Source organism: Escherichia sp. E10V5 (assembly GCF_004212315.1).
Classification (GTDB): domain Bacteria; phylum Pseudomonadota; class Gammaproteobacteria; order Enterobacterales; family Enterobacteriaceae; genus Escherichia.
The window spans coordinates 173,209-192,042 of the sequence record NZ_RHJM01000006.1 but is presented as its reverse complement, the minus strand read 5'-3'; the positions used below and the strand labels follow the sequence as shown (position 1 = coordinate 192,042).

The following is an 18,834-nucleotide window of genomic DNA, read 5'->3' as shown; positions in this document are numbered from 1 at the left end:
GCCAACAGAGATTAAACAGGTAGTGACTATGGATATGGATTTAAACAATCGCCTGACTGAAGATGAAACGCTTGAGCAGGCCTACGATATTTTTCTTGAACTGGCCGCTGATAATCTCGATCCGGCTGATGTTCTGTTGTTCAATCTGCAGTTTGAAGAGCGCGGTGGTGCAGAGTTATTTGACCCGGCAGAAGACTGGCAGGAACATGTTGATTTCGACTTGAACCCGGACTTTTTTGCCGAAGTGGTGATTGGTCTGGCAGACAGTGAAGATGGCGAAATCAACGATATTTTCGCCCGTATTTTGTTATGCCGCGAAAAAGATCACAAACTTTGCCATATTATCTGGCGGGAATAACGCTTGCCATCGGATGTGACGTAGCTGCGTCACATCCGTTCTTCCTTTTACACATCTATCTTTCCCCTCCTCCCAGTTCATTGCCACAAATACGACAATACTTCGCATCGTGTGCATGATGTTGGGTATTGCATTTAGGACAACAGAGAAGTTTTTTAGTCTGTTCAAGTTCACTGGTGAGTTGCGCAGTAATAATCCCCGTCGGAATTGCAATGACTGAGTAGCCAATCAAGATTAATACCGAAGCCACCATCCTTCCTGCCGCAGTATGTGGTGTAATATCACCATAACCAACGGTGGTTACCGTCACTATCGCCCAGTATACGGCTGTGCCCAGCGAGTTAAATTCGTTTGATGCACCTTCTATGGCGTACATTAACGCCCCAGCGACGATCATCACAATGGCAATAAAAGCATAAAAAAGAATCAACTGATGGCGGGCATTATTTATCGCCCGCCATAGACTGTTTAAGGCAGGCATAAAGCGGAGCAGGCGCAAAATTCGCAACGCACGAATCGCTCTCATCGCTCGCCAGGCAAATAAATAAGTAAAACCAATTTCAGGCCATAGCCAGATGACATACAGCGGCAAAATGGTGGCCAGATCGATAAATCCCCAAAAGCTAAAAACATAACGTACCGGATTCGGCCAGCTTAATATTCGCAGGAAATACTCGATCGTGAAGACAAAAGTAAAGAAGAATTCTACCCAAACAAAGATATGCCATTCGTCGTAAGTTAGCTGGAATTGCGATCCAATACCGGATTCTATGAAGACAGCGCCAACGCTTAACAATGCGAGGAAACCAAATAGCGCCTCGCAGCGTCGCCCGGTTTTCGTATGCTGATCAAAAAGGAAATGATAAACCCGTTGGCGATACTCTGAAAGATGTGCTGTCACCTGTACCTCCCATGAAAAAGGGCCGGCAATCTGCCAGCCCTTAACACGTTATAATGGGTCTACTTTCAGGCAAGAGACGGCATGTCTGAAACTGCCTTCCAGCACCGGGCGTGTTTTGGCACACTCAGGACCGGCTATCGGGCAACGGGTACGGAACACACATCCGGAAGGCGGGTTGATGGGCGACGGTAATTCCCCTTCCAGTAACTGGATAGATTTGTTCTTCTCCAGATCAGGATCTGGAATGGGGACTGCCGACATCAATGCTTTGGTATAGGGATGCAACGGATTGTGGTAAACCTCATCATACGTCCCCAACTCTACCGCATGGCCGAGATACATCACCAGCACGCGATCGGAAATGTGTTTTACCACGGCCAGATCGTGAGCGATAAAGATTAATGACAATCCCATCTCACGTTGCAACTGCTGGAGTAAATTCACCACCTGCGCCTGGATTGACACGTCCAGCGCCGACACCGGTTCGTCGCAGATAATCAGCTTCGGTTCAAGAATAAGTGCACGCGCAATCCCGATACGCTGACACTGACCGCCGGAGAATTCATGCGGATAGCGGTTAATCAGGTTAGGTAGCAAGCCGACTTTCATCATCATCACCTTCACACGCTCGCGAATTTCATGGCGTGACATTTTCGGATGATAGGTACGCAGCGGTTCAGCGATGATCTCGCCGATGGTCATACGCGGGTTTAGCGATGCCAACGGGTCCTGGAAAATCATCTGAATATCACTGCGGACGGCACGCCATTCATCGGGCTTCATGCCCAGCAACTCTTTACCTAACCAGGCAACATGACCATCGGTGGCCTTGACCAAACCAATGATAGCGCGAGCAAAGGTAGACTTACCGCAACCTGATTCCCCTACGACGCCCAACGTTTCCCCTTCATATAACCTGAGCGTCACACCATCAACGGCCTTAAGGGTTTTCGGCGGTTGCCAGAACCACTGTTTGCTATCTTTGATCTCAAAGTGCACTTTCAAATCGGCAATTTCGAGGAGGACTTTTCTTCCTTCGGTTACAGCATTCATAACAGTTCCTCCACCGGTTTAAAGCAGGCACGCAGTCGGCCTGGCGTGAACTCTTCCAGCGGCGGCGCGCTACTGCAAATCTCCATCGCATACGGACAACGCGGCTGGAACGGGCAACCTTTCGGCAAACGTAGCAGGTTTGGCGGGTTACCTGGGATGGTCAACATCGTTTCACCTTCCGCATCAAGACGCGGTACCGCATTGAGTAAACCGATAGAATAAGGATGAACGGGTTCATAAAAGACATCGCGCGCGTTGCCATATTCCATTGTGCGCCCAGCGTACATCACCAGCACTTTGTCACAGATCCCCGCGACTACGCCGAGATCGTGGGTGATCATGATAATGGCAGTATTAAATTCCCGTTTCAGTTCATTCAATAGCGTCATGATCTGCGCCTGTACGGTCACGTCCAGCGCAGTAGTCGGTTCATCGGCAATCAGCAATTTAGGTCGGCACAACAACGCCATCGCAATCATCACACGCTGACGCATGCCGCCAGAAAACTCATGAGGAAACATCTTCATACGCTTACGCGCTTCTGGCATTTTCACCGCATCGAGCATTCGTACCGATTCTTCAAACGCTTCGGCCTTGCCCATACCTTTATGCAGCATCAGCACTTCCATCAACTGCTCGCCGACGCGCATGTATGGATTTAACGAGGTCATCGGGTCCTGAAAAATCATCGAGATTTGTTCAGCACGCAGTTTATTAAGTTCACGTTCTGGCAGATTGAGGATTTCGCGCCCATTAAAGGTTGCCGATCCACCAATGCGTCCGTTAGCCGCCAGCAGCCCCATTAAAGCAAACGCGGTTTGCGACTTACCGGAGCCAGATTCGCCAACGATACCCAGCGTTTCCCCGGCACGCAGGGAAAAATTTAAATCATTGACCGCCGTGACGTCACCGTCCGGGGTGCTAAATGTCACTCGCAAATCTTTCACGTTCAGCAGTGCGTCAGCCTGTTGCTGTGCGAGCGGCACGGTTGCAGTTTCAATTACGCTCATGGCTGCACTCCTTAACGATCTTTCGGGTCGAGGGCATCACGCAAGCCATCGCCGATAAAGTTGAAACAAAACAGTGTCACCACAAGGAAACCTGCCGGAAATAGCAGCAACCATGGAGAGACTTCCATCGAGTTCGCGCCATCACTGAGCAATGCGCCCCAACTACTTAATGGCTCTTGCGTACCCAGTCCCAGGAAGCTAAGAAAAGACTCAAAGAGGATCATGCTGGGCACCAGCAGAGAGGCATAGACCACCACCACACCAAGCACATTCGGCACAATGTGGCGAATCACAATGCCGGGCGTAGATACACCGCCAACTTGTGCCGCCTCAATAAACTCTTTGCGCTTCAGACTAAGGGTTTGACCACGCACGATACGTGCCATGTCCAGCCAGGAAACCATCCCAATCGCTACGAAAATCAGCAGGATGTTTTGACCGAAAAAGGTCACCAGCAAAATGACGAAGAACATGAACGGAAAGGAGTTGAGGATTTCCAGCAGGCGCATCATTACGGAATCCACCTTGCCGCCAAGATAACCGGAAAGTGAACCATAAAGCGTTCCTACGACTACTGCCACCAGTGCTGCAGCAACACCAACCATTAATGAGATGCGCCCACCAATTGCAACGCGCACCAGCAGATCGCGACCGGAAGAGTCGGTACCAAAGTAGTGGCCAGATTCCATATCCGGGGCGCTGGACATCATCGCCCAGTCGGTGTCGTCATAGGCAAATTGCGAGAGCATCGGCGCCAGGATAACAAACAGTGCAATAAGCACCAGTACAATCAGACTGGCCACTGCTGCACGGTTATGCATAAAACGTCGACGTGCGTCCTGCCATAAACTGCGGCCTTCGACCTCCAGCTTTTCACTGAAATTCTCCAGCGTCTCGCTGTTTTTCTTACTTAACATCATCGCGAGCTCCAGTATCAGTAACGGATTTTCGGGTCGATAACCGCATATAGCACATCGACAATGGCATTGAACAAAATGGTTAAAGCACCAACCAGAATGGTCAGGCTTAACACCAATGAATAGTCACGGTTCAAGGCACCATTAACAAACAATTGTCCGATGCCCGGCAAACCGTAAATGGTTTCGATAACCATAGAACCGGTGATAATGCCAACAAATGCGGGTCCCATATAAGAAAGTACCGGTAGCAACGCAGGTTTTAATGCGTGGCGGAAAATAATGCGCCGCATGGGCAGACCTTTCGCGCGTGCGGTACGAATGAAGTTGGAGTGTAAAACTTCAATCATTGATCCACGGGTAATACGCGCAATACTGGCGATATAAGCCAGTGATAAGGCAACCATCGGCAGGATCATAAATTTCAGCGCCCCACCATTCCAGCCACCGCCCGGTAGCCAATGCAAAATGATCGCGAATATCATGACTAATAATGGCGCAACGACAAAGCTTGGTATAACCACTCCCGTCATAGCCAATCCCATGACGGTATAGTCCCATTTGGTGTTTTGTTTTAATGCGGCAATAACGCCAGCACTAACGCCCAGTACCACTGCGAGGAAAAATGCAGCAGCGCCCAGTTTTGCTGAAACGGGAAAACTGGATGCGACCAGGTCATTGACCGAATAATCTTTATATTTAAATGAAGGGCCGAAATCGCCATGAGCCAGTTGTTTCAGATAGCTGAAATACTGCGTCATGATGGGATCGTTAAGATGATATTTCGCTTCAATATTGGCCATTACTTCTGGCGGTAATGTACGTTCGCCGGTAAAGGGACTTCCCGGCGCGAGGCGCATCATAAAGAACGAAATAGTAATAAGAATAAATAGCGTCGGAATCGCTTCCAGACAGCGACGTAGAATAAATTTTAACATTGCCGTACCTTCTGGCCTGTGCCTTCTGTAATGCGATAAAAAGCAGACACCGTGGAGCAGGATACACCTGCCCCACGCATTGCCATTAGTGCTTCACAATGTACATATTTCGGGTGTAGGTATTATCCAACGGATCTTTACCGGTATAACCCCCAACCCACGGTTTTACCAGACGCGCGTTCACGTAGTAATAAACCGGAACAATGGCCGAATCTTTATCCAACTGTTGCTCTGCTTTCGTGTACAGCGCCGTGCGCTGCGCCTCGTCTGTAGCTTTCAGGGTTTCCGCCATAATGCTGTCAAAGGCCGGGCTCTTATAATGCGCGGTGTTCATCGAACTGTTCGACAGCATGGTGTTCAGGAAGGAAGTTGGTTCATTATAGTCTGCACACCAGCCTGCACGGGCCACATCGAAAGTACCCTGGTGGCGGGTATCGAGGAATGTTTTCCATTCCTGGTTAACCAGTTTAACGTCCACGCCGATATTTTTCTTCCACAGTGAAGAGGCGGCAATCGCCAGCTTTTTATGCAGATCGGACGTGTTATATAACAGATTAATCGTTAGCGGTTTGTCTGCGGTATAGCCCGCTTCTGCCAGCAGTTTTTTCGCTTCTTCGTTACGTTTTTCCTGGCTCCAGCCAAACCATTCTGGTTGCGTCAGTTTTGCGCCATCGGTATATGGCGGCGTGTAACCATAGGCCGGCATATCGCCCTGCGCTTTGACTTTATTAACAATGATATCGCGATCCATACCCAGTTTCAGTGCGGTACGCACACGCACATCATTGAATGGCGGTTTCTGGTTGTTAATCTCGTAATAGTAAGTGCACAGGTATGGATCAACGTGAACTTCGTTCGGGATTTCTTTTTTCAGTTTCTGGAACAGTTCGATCGGCATGTTGTTATAAGTCATATCGATTTCGCCGCTACGATAACGGTTAACATCGGTAACTTCAGAAGCGATCGGTAAATAGGTCACCTGGTTAATTACCGTTTTAGCGTTATTCCAGTAGGTCGGGCTGCGCTCAAGAACGATACGTTCGTTAACAACCCAATCTTTTAATGTATAGGCGCCGTTAGTAACGATATTGCCTGGCTGGGTCCATTTTTCGCCAAATTTCTCAATAGCGGCTTTTGGCACCGGGGAAGTAGATGGGTGAACCAGTAACTTATAGAAGTACGGAACAGGTTCACTTAAGGTGACTTCTAATGTGTGGTCATCGAGGGCTTTAACACCGAGATCGGTAATTGGTTTCTTCCCTTCCAGTATTTCATCAATACCCGCAATATGCCCGTATTGTAAGTAGCTTGCGTAGGGAGAAGCGGTGTTCGGATCAACAGAACGTTGCCAGCTATACACAAAGTCTTGTGCCGTGACTGGCATGCCGTCAGACCATTTCGCATCTTTACGCAGGTGGAACGTCCAGACTTTAGCGTCCTTGTTATCCCAGGATTCAGCCACGCCAGGGGCCGGATGACCATCAAGATCGCTAACCAGCAAACCTTCAAACAGGTCACGGCTGATATTCGACTCAGGAACCCCTTCAATTTTGTGCGGATCTAATGACTGAACTTCAGAACCATTGTTGCGAACCAGCGTTTGTTTTTCCGCTAGTGTGACTCCTGCGGGTACATCAGCTGCCAGTGCGATATTCCCTGCCATAAGCGCAGCCAGAACGCCTGCTGCCACTAAACTTCTCTTGGTGATGTTGGTCATTGTGTTTTGGACTCCCTCATTATAATTACTGGTTTTTACCAGCATGTGTAATCCCGGATTAGGATACCTGTACAGCTCGGAGACTTTTTGCTGCCAGGTTGCTTTATCGTTACTAATTGCTATCACCGACTTTATTTATTCTGGTGATTCAGATGACCACCTTATGTCGATTCTTACTGTGTCTCCCCTGTCGAGACACATTATTTTTTGCAGCGTCTTTTAATCGCAAATCATTCTCATTGCCAATAAAAATCGCCAAACGGTTGGCCGAAAAGTATCAAATGCCCTTCTTGCCCGCCAATACATTTTGCAAAATTGTTACGCAATTCTCTTTTACTAACCATACCAGTACGTATACCCCTCGTTATCCAATCAATAAAATAATTTAAAAACAAAGGGATATAACTAAAAAAAGCAATACTGCCTTTTCCGGTTATAGTCCAGATAGAAAATACGCACAATAATTTAACAAATGAATACTATTTAGCACTTTTCTCTGCCAAAGCCAGTAGAATTACTAATATCATTTCAATTATTCTTCAGCAAGGCCCAGGATTATGATGTGATGAAAATAACATGATGTTGTGGATCGCCAGATAAGGATAGTCTTATAACTATCTGTAAAATGGGGATAAAATTATCTATTTCTTTTGTTAACTACGTTGGCTTGCAGTAAAAATAATGATGAAAGAAACGGAGCATCATGACTCCGTTTCATATGAAAGGAATTAATTGAGCAGACCCGGGAAAATCCCTTTGATACCGTTGACGATAAATTCAATCCCTAATGCCATTAGCAAGAGCCCCATAATACGGGTAATGACGTTGATGCCAGTCTGACGCAGCACCCTCACCAGCCAGGGTGCCATGCGGAATAAACCCCAGCAACATAAAGCGAACAACGCGATTGCTACAAAAAAACCGAACAGATAACCAATGCTGTGATAACGCGTTCCCCATACGATAGTTGAACTGATTGCCCCTGGTCCTGCCATCAGAGGTAATGCGAGCGGTACAACGCCAATGCTTTCACGAATTGCGGTTTCTGATTTTTCTTGTTTGTTCTGTTTATCCTCGCCAAGCTTACCGCTGATCATCGACATTGCAATTGTCACGACCAGTATGCCGCCCGCGATGCGGAACGAATCAATAGATATTCCAAAAAGTTGCAGAATCGTGTCGCCGAGAAACAGTGCGATCCACAAAATAATGGCTACAGACAAGTTGGCGGTCAGATTTGTTTTGTTTCTCGCTGCCGCAGTCTGATAGCTGGTCATACTGATGAACACGGGGATGATCCCTACCGGGTTAACCAGCGCAAATAACCCGATGAAAAACTTAAAATAAACGGGAAAATCAAAAAGTGTCTGAATCACGGTTAGCTCCGAAGCAAAAGCCGGATAATGTTATCTTTAAACAAGGGTAAAAATACGTGCTGACAATACGCCTTTTGTCAGCATTTTTCACCTCCTAACTATCTAAAATTACTATCATTCATTATTGTTATCTAGTCGTACAAAACATGCTAAGGTAGCCAACAATTAATACTACAATTTATTAACTATTAGCTATTATGGCTAAAAGCGGAGCTGAAAGGTGTCAGCTTCGCGAAATTTTGATCTGGATCACTTAATCGGTACCCAGAAGTGAGTAATCTTGCTTACGCCACCTGGAAGTGACGCATTAGAGATAAATGACTCTAATGTTTAAACTCTTTTAGTAAATCACAGTGAGTGTGAGCACGAGTAAGATTTTGATTTTCAAAGGTTAAGCAAATCATCATCGCACTGACTATACTCTCGTATTCGAGCAGATGATTTACTAAAAAAGTTTAACATTATCAGGAGAGCATTATGGCTGTTACTAATGTCGCTGAACTTAACGCACTCGTAGAGCGTGTAAAAAAAGCCCAGCGTGAATATGCCAGTTTCACTCAAGAGCAAGTAGACAAAATCTTCCGCGCCGCCGCTCTGGCTGCCGCAGATGCTCGAATCCCACTCGCAAAAATGGCCGTTGCCGAATCCGGCATGGGTATCGTTGAAGATAAAGTGATCAAAAACCACTTTGCTTCTGAATATATCTATAACGCCTACAAAGATGAAAAGACCTGCGGTGTTCTGTCTGAAGACGACACTTTCGGTACCATCACTATCGCTGAACCAATCGGTATTATCTGCGGTATCGTTCCAACAACTAACCCGACTTCAACCGCTATCTTCAAATCTCTGATTAGCCTGAAGACCCGTAACGCCATCATTTTCTCACCACACCCGCGTGCTAAAGATGCAACCAACAAAGCTGCTGATATCGTTCTGCAGGCTGCTATTGCTGCTGGTGCACCAAAAGATCTGATTGGCTGGATCGATCAACCGTCTGTTGAACTCTCCAACGCATTGATGCACCACCCTGACATTAACCTGATCCTTGCGACCGGTGGTCCAGGCATGGTTAAAGCAGCATACAGTTCCGGTAAACCGGCGATCGGCGTAGGCGCAGGCAACACCCCAGTTGTTATTGATGAAACTGCTGATATCAAACGTGCAGTTGCATCCGTACTGATGTCCAAAACCTTCGACAACGGCGTAATTTGTGCTTCTGAACAGTCTGTTGTTGTTGTTGATTCTGTTTATGATGCTGTACGTGAGCGTTTTGCCACCCACGGCGGCTACATGCTGCAGGGCAAAGAGCTGAAAGCTGTTCAGGACGTTATCCTGAAAAATGGCGCACTGAACGCAGCTATCGTTGGTCAGCCAGCTTATAAAATTGCTGAACTGGCAGGCTTCTCTGTACCAGAAAACACTAAGATTCTGATCGGTGAAGTGACTGTTGTTGATGAAAGCGAACCATTCGCTCATGAAAAACTGTCCCCGACTCTGGCAATGTACCGTGCGAAAGATTTTGAAGATGCGGTAGAGAAAGCAGAGAAACTGGTTGCTATGGGCGGTATCGGTCACACATCTTGCCTGTACACCGACCAGGATAACCAGCCGGCACGCGTTTCTTACTTCGGTCAGAAAATGAAAACTGCCCGTATCCTGATCAATACCCCGGCTTCTCAGGGCGGTATCGGTGACCTGTACAACTTCAAACTCGCGCCTTCCCTGACTCTGGGTTGTGGTTCCTGGGGTGGTAACTCCATCTCTGAAAACGTTGGTCCGAAACACCTGATCAACAAGAAAACCGTTGCTAAGCGAGCTGAAAACATGTTGTGGCACAAACTTCCGAAATCTATCTACTTCCGCCGTGGCTCTCTGCCAATCGCGCTGGATGAAGTGATTACTGATGGCCACAAACGTGCGCTCATCGTGACTGACCGCTTCCTGTTCAACAACGGCTATGCTGACCAGATCACTTCTGTACTGAAAGCAGCTGGCGTAGAAACTGAAGTGTTCTTCGAAGTTGAAGCTGACCCGACTCTGAGCATTGTTCGTAAAGGTGCAGAACTGGCGAACTCCTTCAAACCAGACGTGATTATCGCGCTGGGTGGTGGTTCCCCGATGGATGCTGCGAAGATCATGTGGGTTATGTACGAACACCCAGAAACTCATTTCGAAGAACTGGCGCTGCGCTTTATGGACATCCGTAAACGTATCTACAAGTTCCCGAAAATGGGCGTGAAAGCGAAAATGATCGCAGTCACCACAACTTCCGGTACCGGTTCTGAAGTTACACCGTTCGCGGTTGTAACCGATGACGCAACTGGCCAAAAATATCCGCTGGCAGACTATGCTCTGACCCCGGATATGGCGATTGTTGACGCCAACCTGGTTATGGATATGCCGAAGTCCCTGTGTGCTTTCGGTGGTCTGGACGCAGTAACTCACGCCATGGAAGCATATGTTTCTGTACTGGCTTCTGAGTTCTCTGATGGTCAGGCTCTGCAGGCGCTGAAACTGCTGAAAGAATATCTGCCAGCGTCCTACCACGAAGGGTCTAAAAACCCGGTAGCGCGTGAACGTGTTCACAGTGCGGCAACTATCGCAGGTATCGCGTTTGCTAACGCCTTCTTGGGTGTATGTCACTCAATGGCACATAAACTGGGCTCTCAGTTCCACATTCCGCATGGTCTGGCAAACGCCCTGCTGATTTGTAACGTTATCCGCTACAACGCGAATGACAACCCGACCAAGCAGACTGCATTCAGCCAGTACGACCGTCCGCAAGCTCGTCGTCGTTATGCTGAAATTGCAGACCATCTGGGCCTGAGCGCTCCGGGCGACCGTACTGCTGCTAAGATCGAGAAACTGCTGGCATGGCTGGAAACGCTGAAAGCTGAGCTGGGTATTCCGAAATCTATCCGTGAAGCTGGCGTTCAGGAAGCAGACTTCCTGGCAAACGTTGATAAACTGTCTGAAGATGCATTCGATGACCAGTGCACCGGCGCTAACCCGCGTTATCCGCTGATCTCCGAGCTGAAACAGATTCTGCTGGACACCTACTACGGTCGTGATTACGTAGAAGGCGCAACCGTTGCTAAAGAAGCAGCTCCGGCTAAAGCAGAGAAAAAAGCGAAAAAATCCGCTTAATCGGTAGCTCTGTATAACATCATAAACGGTCCCATTCGGGGCCGTTTTTTTGTTTCAGGCAAAGAACGGCTATGTAAACTCAAATAATCCAGCTGTATTAATTCATCATGTTTGCATTGTCGGAAAACGAGCACAAAGCGAGATTGTCGACAAATAACTCTACCTCGTAGGTAATGAGGCATCGACGCACTAAAATCGTTCTGTGGTACGTTGAGTGATGATTAAGAATAGAGAAAGGATGATGACTCGGAAGAAGTTAGTAAAACGGACTGACAGGATAAAAGCGCCCTATTCACCCTGTCAGTAAAGAAAAATTTATTAGTCGTGCCGATGATTGTCCTGAATCGCCGTCAAAGAGCCGATCTCTAACGCTTCTTTATAGTGTTTACGGCAAACCGAGACGTAACGCTCATTACCACCAATAACCACCTGCTCACCTTCGTTATAAGGTCTACCCGCCAGATCAAGACGTAGCACCATACTTGCTTTGCGGCCACAAAAACAAATAGTTTTTAATTCGACCAGTTTGTCTGACCATGCCAGTAAGTATTGGCTACCAACAAACAATTCACCGCGAAAATCGGTACGCAAACCATAACAAAGTACGGGTATATCGAGTTGATCGACAACCTCCGATAATTCATATACTTGTTGTCTGGTTAAAAACTGGCATTCATCAACAAGTACGCAATGAATTGTCTGCTGTTCGTGTTCCGCACGAATCTCATCAAATAATGATGAATTTTGGTTAAATAATTTTGCAGGTGATGACAAACCTATACGCGAGCTGACTTTCCCTGCCCCGAAACGATCATCAATTTCCGCCGTATATACGACAGTGCGCATACCGCGTTCCTGGTAATTGTATGAAGATTGCAACAATGCCGTAGACTTACCCGCATTCATTGCGGAATAGTAGAAATATAGCTGCGCCATCAGCCACAGGCCCTCAATGATATGAAATAAAGTTGGCAGGAGTTTATCATAATTCGTCAGTTTTACAGCGTAACAGTGAGCACAGAAGTAGTATATTCGTCATCCATTACGAATGACTGGCATAATCCTTCAGAGCTATCTTTACCACGGCCTTGCTTGTTATAAACGCGTAAATGACTCTTGGTAACTATTCACAATCTTTAACCTGTTGCGCACGTAATAACCCCAGTTGGCCTCCAGGAAAGAGCAATACGAAGTCCTTGCACTTATTGCGACTGTTCTACTTTTCATCATTCGCTTAATAGGGGATTTTCATAAACAGGGCTAATACCCAAGAGTGAAAAGGCTCCAGCGCATGTTAATCTCCACATAAAATGTGACATGAATCAGGAAGTTTTAACCTTAAGTGATGTGAAAGCATCGATGTAAATAGGGCTATATGCCACGTCATTTCTGGCTAATTTTATGAAAAGATATTTATTGTCGGTACGAAATAAAGAACATTTTTGAATTCCTTACATTCCTGGCTATTGCACAACTGAATTTAAGGCTCTATTATTACCTCAACAAACCACCCCAATATAAGTTTGAGATTACTACAATGAGCGAAGCACTTAAAATTCTGAACAACATCCGTACTCTTCGTGCGCAGGCAAGAGAATGTACACTTGAAACGCTGGAAGAAATGCTGGAAAAATTAGAAGTTGTTGTTAACGAACGTCGCGAAGAAGAAAGCGCAGCTGCTGCTGAAGTTGAAGAGCGTACTCGTAAACTGCAGCAATATCGTGAAATGCTGATCGCTGACGGTATTGACCCGAACGAACTGCTGAATAGCATTGCTGCTGTTAAATCTGGCACCAAAGCTAAACGCGCACAGCGTCCGGCTAAATATAGCTATGTTGACGAAAACGGCGAAACCAAAACCTGGACTGGCCAGGGCCGTACTCCAGCTGTAATCAAAAAAGCAATGGATGAGCAAGGTAAATCCCTCGACGATTTCCTGATCAAGCAATAATCTTTTCTTGATTCTGTTTGCTTAAAATCCCGCCATTGGCGGGATTTTTTATTGTCCGTTTTAAGACTCTCTGATAAGAATACGCTATAAAAAAACGGCATTGATCACTCAATGCCGTTTCGTAGAAAACATCGTGATAGATGTTACTTCTTAATGCCTATCTCTTCTTCAAGCCAAGCTTTAAATTCAGTACCCAGAGTGTTGTGGCGAATACCGTATTCAACGAAGGCCTGCATGTAACCTAATTTATTACCGCAGTCATGGCTCTTCCCTTTCATATGATAGGCTTCAACCGTTTCTTTTTCGATCAGCATATCAATCGCGTCGGTGAGCTGAATTTCATCACCTGCTCCCGGAGGGGTTTTTGCCAGCAGCGGCCAAATATCAGCACTGAGAACATAACGGCCGACAATAGCAAGATTAGACGGCGCTACATCTGCTTTCGGTTTTTCTACCACACCGACCATCGGTACACTTTCGCCAGGCGCTAAATCCACACCTTTGCAATCCACAACACCATATGCCGTCACATCAGCAACAGGCTCCACCATTATCTGGCTGTGACCAGTTTCATCAAAGCGACGAATCATCTCTGCAAGGTTATCCTGCGATAAATCGGATTCATATTCATCCAGAATAACGTCAGGCAAAATAACAGCCACAGGTTCATCACCAACTACCGGATGGGCACACAATACTGCGTGTCCCAAACCTTTCGCCAGCCCCTGACGAACTTGCATAATAGTCACGTGTGGTGGACAAATGGACTGCACTTCATCAAGCAACTGGCGTTTTACACGTTTTTCCAGCATTGCTTCCAGTTCAAAACTGGTATCGAAATGGTTTTCAATAGAGTTTTTAGATGAGTGAGTGACCAGCACAATTTCAGTAATGCCAGCCGCAATACATTCATTCACGACGTATTGAATTAATGGCTTATCGACAAGCGGCAGCATCTCTTTCGGGATAGCTTTCGTCGCCGGCAACATCCTGGTTCCTAATCCCGCAACGGGGATAACGGCTTTTTTGACTTTCGTATTAATGGCAGCCATTTAAATTCTCCTGGACTGTTCGTGTATTGAACGTGTTCATATTTCTGTGTCGCATCCCAGTATATCAGTACCCTGACGAGGCCTGGTTCTGAAAAGGAGGCGAGTTAACATAATTAAGACAATTACTTAAACGAATGGCGACGATAGTACCACCAGCCGACACCAGCGCGTAATGCAATTTTATCCCATATAATCGTTTGCTCATTCCGCAGACAACATCAAGCGCAGTCTTCCACCTGTTCCCCAAATTTGACATTGCCAGGCATCACATCGCTGGCTCAATTGATTCAAATAGGCGTTGCCTAATGTTCCTAACGGAACGCCATTACTGATTTGAATCTGGTGTTCACCAGCATTTAACGTTGCATTCAGGCCAGCGGAAACCAAAATGAGATTTTTTAATTCACGATGATAATAGCCGACTAATAGCGGGAACTGGCCAGGCAGATTGGCCTGCCGCAGTAAATGATTTACCTGCTTCAATAACGCTCCCAACTCTGGCAAACGCTGATTTTGGTGGGCAATCTGTTCCTGCAATAACCCATTAAACAGCGCGCGTAATAACAAGGCGGCAAGGACACCATTATGTCCGGCGCGAGTTACATCGAGACAATAAAAAGCCAGATCGTTTTCCGAAAGAGCTGCAATATCAAGCACCAGCCCCGGTTTATCAACGGCCACCAGTTGGCGATAATTAACCCGGCAATGGGAAATCACCTGCTGAACCGGAGGTTGTAATTCTTGCAATAATTTAGCAGCCGCAGTGGGATTATCCACCATCGCATCCCAGTCGCGAAAAAGCCTTTCTTCTTCCTCTACACGCGAATTAAACATACTGGGATAGAGACACGCAAAAACCATCTCGCGCAGACGGTTGAGATCTTTAACTGGTTTTAGCAAAACATCTTCCACGCCCAGACGTAACGCTTTCGCAATATCTGCCATGTTTTCCGTAGCGGAAATCACCAGGACTGGTGTTTGGTCACCCCGGTTGCGAATATGTTCCAATAGTTTCAGGCCGTTCATTCTCGGCATTGCAATATCACATATCATTAGATCGGGTGTGAAACCTCCCAGTAGCTCAAGGGCATCCACCCCATCAGCCGCCAGTACCGTTGTCGCTCCCAATGAGGAAAACCACGAATCCAGAAGCGAGCGAAATACCGCCTCATCTTCAACTATGAGAATCTGTTTTCCGACCAATGGCTGCGTCATGTTCTCTCCCCTGACTGGCTTTATTCAATAGTGGCATGCTATTGCCATCAGTGCCTGTCAGAATTAACTTAAGTGTAGATAAAAAATCAGGTCAAAACGTTAGTTCGAACTAGCGGTAAAAGCTCATCCATTTTCTTCTCAACCGCCAATTGTCCTGCCGAAATGGCAGCCTGCGCACGATGAAAATCGAGCGTGGAAATCTGTGGGCAAACGGGTTGAATCAGAATATCAGGCGGGTCCCCTGCCATACGGTTTCTTTTAAGGCGGTTTTCCAATACCTGAATAGAGGTAGTCATAATCTCTGTTGCTGTCGGTGCCGTGACGCCTCGACGCGCAGTAATACTACTTAGCCGCTCTTTCAGCCGCGCATGCCAGGGTAGATCATCTTCACTCTCGCCATTTTCAGCACCGACATTAAATGAAAGAAGATCTTGCTGCATTAAGTGAGCGTCGTGCTGGAGATCAACCGCAATTACGATATCTGCGCCCAACGCACGAGTAAGAGAGATAGGAATGGGATTAACGACTGCGCCATCAACAAGCCAGTAGCCGTTATGCGCGACCGGTGCCATCAAGCCCGGAATACTGCAGGATGCACGAATAGCGAGATGGAGATCACCTTCGGTAAACCATAATTCACGCCCTGTGCTTAGATTGGTGGCGACTGCAGCGAAGCGGCGTGAACAATTCTCGATTTCTGTTTCTGGCATTATTTCACGATATCGATTGAACACACGCTCACCGCGCAGCAGTCCACCGCGCTGCCAGGAGAGGTCCATCAGTCGTAAAACATCCCAATAGCTAAAAGAGGTAACCCACTCTTCCAGCGCAGATAATCGACCACAGGCATAGGCTGCGCCTACCAGCGAACCAATTGAACATCCTGCGACGATATCAATTTCAATGCCCATTTTTTTAAGCGCGTTAATGACGCCAATATGCGACCATCCTCGTGCAGCACCGGATCCCAGCGCCAGCCCTATTTTTACTTTTCTCATTGTTCCTGATAGCGTCCCCTGGAATGCAGCCGTAGCCACATCGCTACCGCTCGGTTAACATAGTGCTACTCCGGCGGTTAAAACGCCGTTATTGTTTCCAGGGAGATTATTTGTGTCTAAGCTTTGTCCCTGTGGTAGTGCTGTCGAGTATAGCCTATGTTGCCACCCTTATGTGTCTGGTGAAAAGGTTGCACCAGATCCCGAACGTCTCATGCGTTCGCGTTACTGCGCTTTTGTGATGCACGACGCAGATTATTTAATTAAAACCTGGCATCCATCCTGTGGCGCCTCGGTGTTACGCGCTGAATTAATTGCCGGATTTGCACATACCGAATGGTTAGGTTTGACCGTATTTGAACGTTCATATCACGAAGGTGACGACGTAGGTTATGTCAGTTTTGTCGCTCGTTTTACTGAGAAGGGTAAATCCGGGGCGATTATTGAGCGTTCGCGATTTTTGAAAGAAAACGGTCAATGGTACTATATTGATGGTACACGTCCGCAGTTTGGTCGCAACGATCCCTGCCCTTGTGGTTCAGGTAAAAAATTTAAAAAGTGCTGCGGCCAATAAAGGTTGACGGTACGGTTTAGCAAACACTCTCAACAAGGTTTTTCCAGCAATGCATTCACTCCAACGTAAAGTTCTGCGTACTATTTGCCCGGATCAAAAAGGTCTGATCGCGCGTATTACTAATATTTGCTACAAGCACGAGTTAAACATCGTGCAGAACAATGAATTTGTTGACCACCGTACCGGGCGCTTTTTTATGCGCACGGAACTGGAAGGTATTTTTAATGATTCCACCCTGCTGGCGGATCTCGATAGCGCATTGCCAGAAGGTTCAGTGCGTGAACTGAATCCCGCAGGTCGCCGCCGCATAGTCATTCTGGTGACTAAAGAAGCGCATTGCCTGGGCGATCTGCTGATGAAAGCCAACTACGGTGGACTGGATGTTGAAATCGCTGCGGTTATTGGTAACCACGAGACTTTACGTTCTCTGGTGGAACGTTTTGATATTCCGTTTGAATTGGTGAGCCATGAAGGGTTAAGCCGCAACGAGCACGATCAGAAGATGGCGGATGCCATTGAAGCGCATCAACCTGATTATGTGGTGCTGGCGAAATATATGCGCGTGCTGACGCCGGAGTTTGTCGCGCGCTTCCCGAATAAGATCATCAATATTCACCATTCGTTCTTGCCTGCGTTTATTGGCGCACGCCCCTATCACCAAGCTTATGAACGCGGCGTGAAGATTATTGGCGCAACAGCACACTATGTAAATGACAACCTGGATGAAGGTCCAATCATCATGCAGGATGTCATTCATGTGGATCACACTTACACAGCCGAAGACATGATGCGTGCAGGTCGTGATGTTGAGAAAAACGTATTAAGCCGCGCGCTTTACCAGGTTTTGGCACAGCGTGTATTTGTTTACGGTAACCGGACGATTATTCTTTAATCGCTGGCAAAATAGAACTGGTTGGCTTTAATCCGTTACGGATGAAAATTACGCAACCAGTTCATTTTTCTCAACGTAACCCTTTACAGCGGCGTGTCATTTGATATGATGCGCCCCGCTTCCCAGTGAGGGAGCAGGCCAGTAAAAAGCATTACCCCGTGGTGGGGTTCCCGAGCGGCCAAAGGGAGCAGACTGTAAATCTGCCGTCATCGACTTCGAAGGTTCGAATCCTTCCCCCACCACCATCTCAAGCATTACCTACAATATGAATTACCCTTGGTGGGGTTCCCGAGCGGCCAAAGGGAGCAGACTGTAAATCTGCCGTCATCGACTTCGAAGGTTCGAATCCTTCCCCCACCACCATCACTTCCTGATAAAAACTCATTTCAAACTTATCGATATCGTTTCATATTCTGCCCATGCGGGGAAGGATGAGAAGCTTCGACCAAGGTTCGACTCGAGCGTCAGCGAGAGAGCGTTGCCGCAGGCAACGACCCGAAGGGCGAAGCGCGCAGCGCTGAGTAATCCTTCCTCCACCACCATCACTTCCTGATAAAACTCATTTCAAGCTTATCGATATCGTTTCATATTCTGCCCATACGGGGAAGGATGAGAACCTTCGACCAAGGTTCGACTCGAGCGTCAGCGAGAGAGCGTTGCCGCAGGCAACGACCCGAAGGGCGAAGCGCGCAGCGCTGAGTAATCCTTCCCCCACCACCATCTCTTAATTCGTTT

The 18,834-nt window shown here is 47.2% G+C and carries 16 protein-coding genes, 2 tRNA genes and 2 other RNA genes; 9 read left to right on the top strand and 11 right to left on the bottom strand.

The genetic code is table 11. The annotated features are described in order from the left end of the window. The first annotated feature begins 28 nt into the window (after nt 1-28). Nucleotides 29-358: an HI1450 family dsDNA-mimic protein gene (locus D9738_RS05615; RefSeq protein ID WP_000366958.1), complete on the top strand. Its 330-nt coding sequence runs from the start codon at nt 29-31 to the stop codon at nt 356-358. 55 nt (nt 359-413) lie between these two features. On the opposite strand, the gene D9738_RS05610 is transcribed toward D9738_RS05615, so the two are convergent. From D9738_RS05610 to ychE, 7 genes are all read right to left on the bottom strand, one after another. Next, nucleotides 414-1,259 carry a potassium channel family protein gene (locus D9738_RS05610; RefSeq protein ID WP_130259717.1) on the bottom strand — a complete coding sequence of 282 codons (846 nt, stop codon included), beginning with the start codon at nt 1,257-1,259 and terminating at the stop codon, nt 414-416. A 48-nt stretch (nt 1,260-1,307) separates the two neighbouring features. After that, entirely contained in the window at nt 1,308-2,312 is a 1,005-nt protein-coding gene (oppF, locus tag D9738_RS05605) for a murein tripeptide/oligopeptide ABC transporter ATP-binding protein OppF (RefSeq protein WP_130259716.1), read from the bottom strand. Next, nucleotides 2,309-3,322, bottom strand: coding sequence for a murein tripeptide/oligopeptide ABC transporter ATP-binding protein OppD (oppD, locus tag D9738_RS05600; protein ID WP_130208888.1), 1,014 nt, complete (start codon nt 3,320-3,322; stop codon nt 2,309-2,311). The genes oppF and oppD overlap by 4 nt, the downstream gene beginning before the upstream one ends. An 11-nt stretch (nt 3,323-3,333) precedes the next feature. Beyond that, entirely contained in the window at nt 3,334-4,242 is a 909-nt protein-coding gene (gene oppC, locus D9738_RS05595) for an oligopeptide ABC transporter permease OppC (protein WP_000979659.1), read from the bottom strand. 14 nt (nt 4,243-4,256) lie between these two features. After that, nucleotides 4,257-5,177 (bottom strand): oligopeptide ABC transporter permease OppB, encoded by a 921-nt coding sequence (oppB, locus tag D9738_RS05590; RefSeq protein WP_001516507.1) that lies wholly within the window; start codon nt 5,175-5,177, stop codon nt 4,257-4,259. Nucleotides 5,178-5,262: 85 nt separating this feature from the next. Next, entirely contained in the window at nt 5,263-6,894 is a 1,632-nt protein-coding gene (gene oppA / locus D9738_RS05585) for an oligopeptide ABC transporter substrate-binding protein OppA (protein WP_130259715.1), read from the bottom strand. A 728-nt stretch (nt 6,895-7,622) separates the two neighbouring features. After that, nucleotides 7,623-8,270, bottom strand: coding sequence for an NAAT family transporter YchE (ychE, locus tag D9738_RS05580; RefSeq protein ID WP_000616766.1), 648 nt, complete (start codon nt 8,268-8,270; stop codon nt 7,623-7,625). Nucleotides 8,271-8,747: 477 nt separating this feature from the next. On the opposite strand from ychE, the gene adhE reads away from it, so the two are divergent. Continuing rightward, nucleotides 8,748-11,420: a bifunctional acetaldehyde-CoA/alcohol dehydrogenase gene (adhE, locus tag D9738_RS05575; RefSeq protein ID WP_130216022.1), complete on the top strand. Its 2,673-nt coding sequence runs from the start codon at nt 8,748-8,750 to the stop codon at nt 11,418-11,420. 318 nt (nt 11,421-11,738) lie between these two features. Here the strand turns inward: adhE and tdk are convergent, their stop codons facing one another. Beyond that, a complete protein-coding gene (gene tdk, locus D9738_RS05570) occupies nt 11,739-12,356 on the bottom strand; it encodes a thymidine kinase (protein ID WP_130208894.1) in 618 nt (205 codons plus the stop codon). A 601-nt stretch (nt 12,357-12,957) separates the two neighbouring features. Here tdk and hns point away from each other — a divergent pair. Further along, nucleotides 12,958-13,371: a histone-like nucleoid-structuring protein H-NS gene (gene hns, locus D9738_RS05565; RefSeq protein WP_105289150.1), complete on the top strand. Its 414-nt coding sequence runs from the start codon at nt 12,958-12,960 to the stop codon at nt 13,369-13,371. Between the two features lie 143 nt (nt 13,372-13,514). Here the strand turns inward: hns and galU are convergent, their stop codons facing one another. From galU to rssA, 3 genes are all read right to left on the bottom strand, one after another. After that, nucleotides 13,515-14,423 (bottom strand): UTP--glucose-1-phosphate uridylyltransferase GalU, encoded by a 909-nt coding sequence (gene galU, locus D9738_RS05560; protein ID WP_130208896.1) that lies wholly within the window; start codon nt 14,421-14,423, stop codon nt 13,515-13,517. 201 nt (nt 14,424-14,624) lie between these two features. Continuing rightward, complete coding sequence (gene rssB / locus D9738_RS05555) at nt 14,625-15,638, bottom strand: two-component system response regulator RssB (RefSeq protein WP_130216020.1); 1,014 nt, start codon at nt 15,636-15,638, stop codon at nt 14,625-14,627. A gap of 86 nt (nt 15,639-15,724) precedes the next feature. Further along, a complete protein-coding gene (gene rssA, locus D9738_RS05550) occupies nt 15,725-16,636 on the bottom strand; it encodes a patatin-like phospholipase RssA (RefSeq protein ID WP_130208900.1) in 912 nt (303 codons plus the stop codon). 112 nt (nt 16,637-16,748) lie between these two features. On the opposite strand from rssA, the gene D9738_RS05545 reads away from it, so the two are divergent. The 6 genes from D9738_RS05545 to D9738_RS05520 all read left to right on the top strand — a co-directional run bounded on the left by D9738_RS05545 (nt 16,749) and on the right by D9738_RS05520 (nt 18,819). After that, nucleotides 16,749-17,207 (top strand): YchJ family protein, encoded by a 459-nt coding sequence (locus tag D9738_RS05545; protein WP_130208902.1) that lies wholly within the window; start codon nt 16,749-16,751, stop codon nt 17,205-17,207. A 49-nt stretch (nt 17,208-17,256) separates the two neighbouring features. After that, nucleotides 17,257-18,099 (top strand): formyltetrahydrofolate deformylase, encoded by an 843-nt coding sequence (purU, locus tag D9738_RS05540; RefSeq protein ID WP_130208904.1) that lies wholly within the window; start codon nt 17,257-17,259, stop codon nt 18,097-18,099. A gap of 160 nt (nt 18,100-18,259) precedes the next feature. After that, nucleotides 18,260-18,344, top strand: a tRNA-Tyr gene (locus D9738_RS05535). A gap of 33 nt (nt 18,345-18,377) precedes the next feature. Continuing rightward, nucleotides 18,378-18,462, top strand: a tRNA-Tyr gene (locus D9738_RS05530). A 47-nt stretch (nt 18,463-18,509) separates the two neighbouring features. Further along, a non-coding RNA gene (locus D9738_RS05525) (RtT sRNA) lies at nt 18,510-18,641 on the top strand. A gap of 46 nt (nt 18,642-18,687) precedes the next feature. Beyond that, nucleotides 18,688-18,819, top strand: a non-coding RNA gene (locus D9738_RS05520) — RtT sRNA. Nucleotides 18,820-18,834 lie beyond the last annotated feature (15 nt).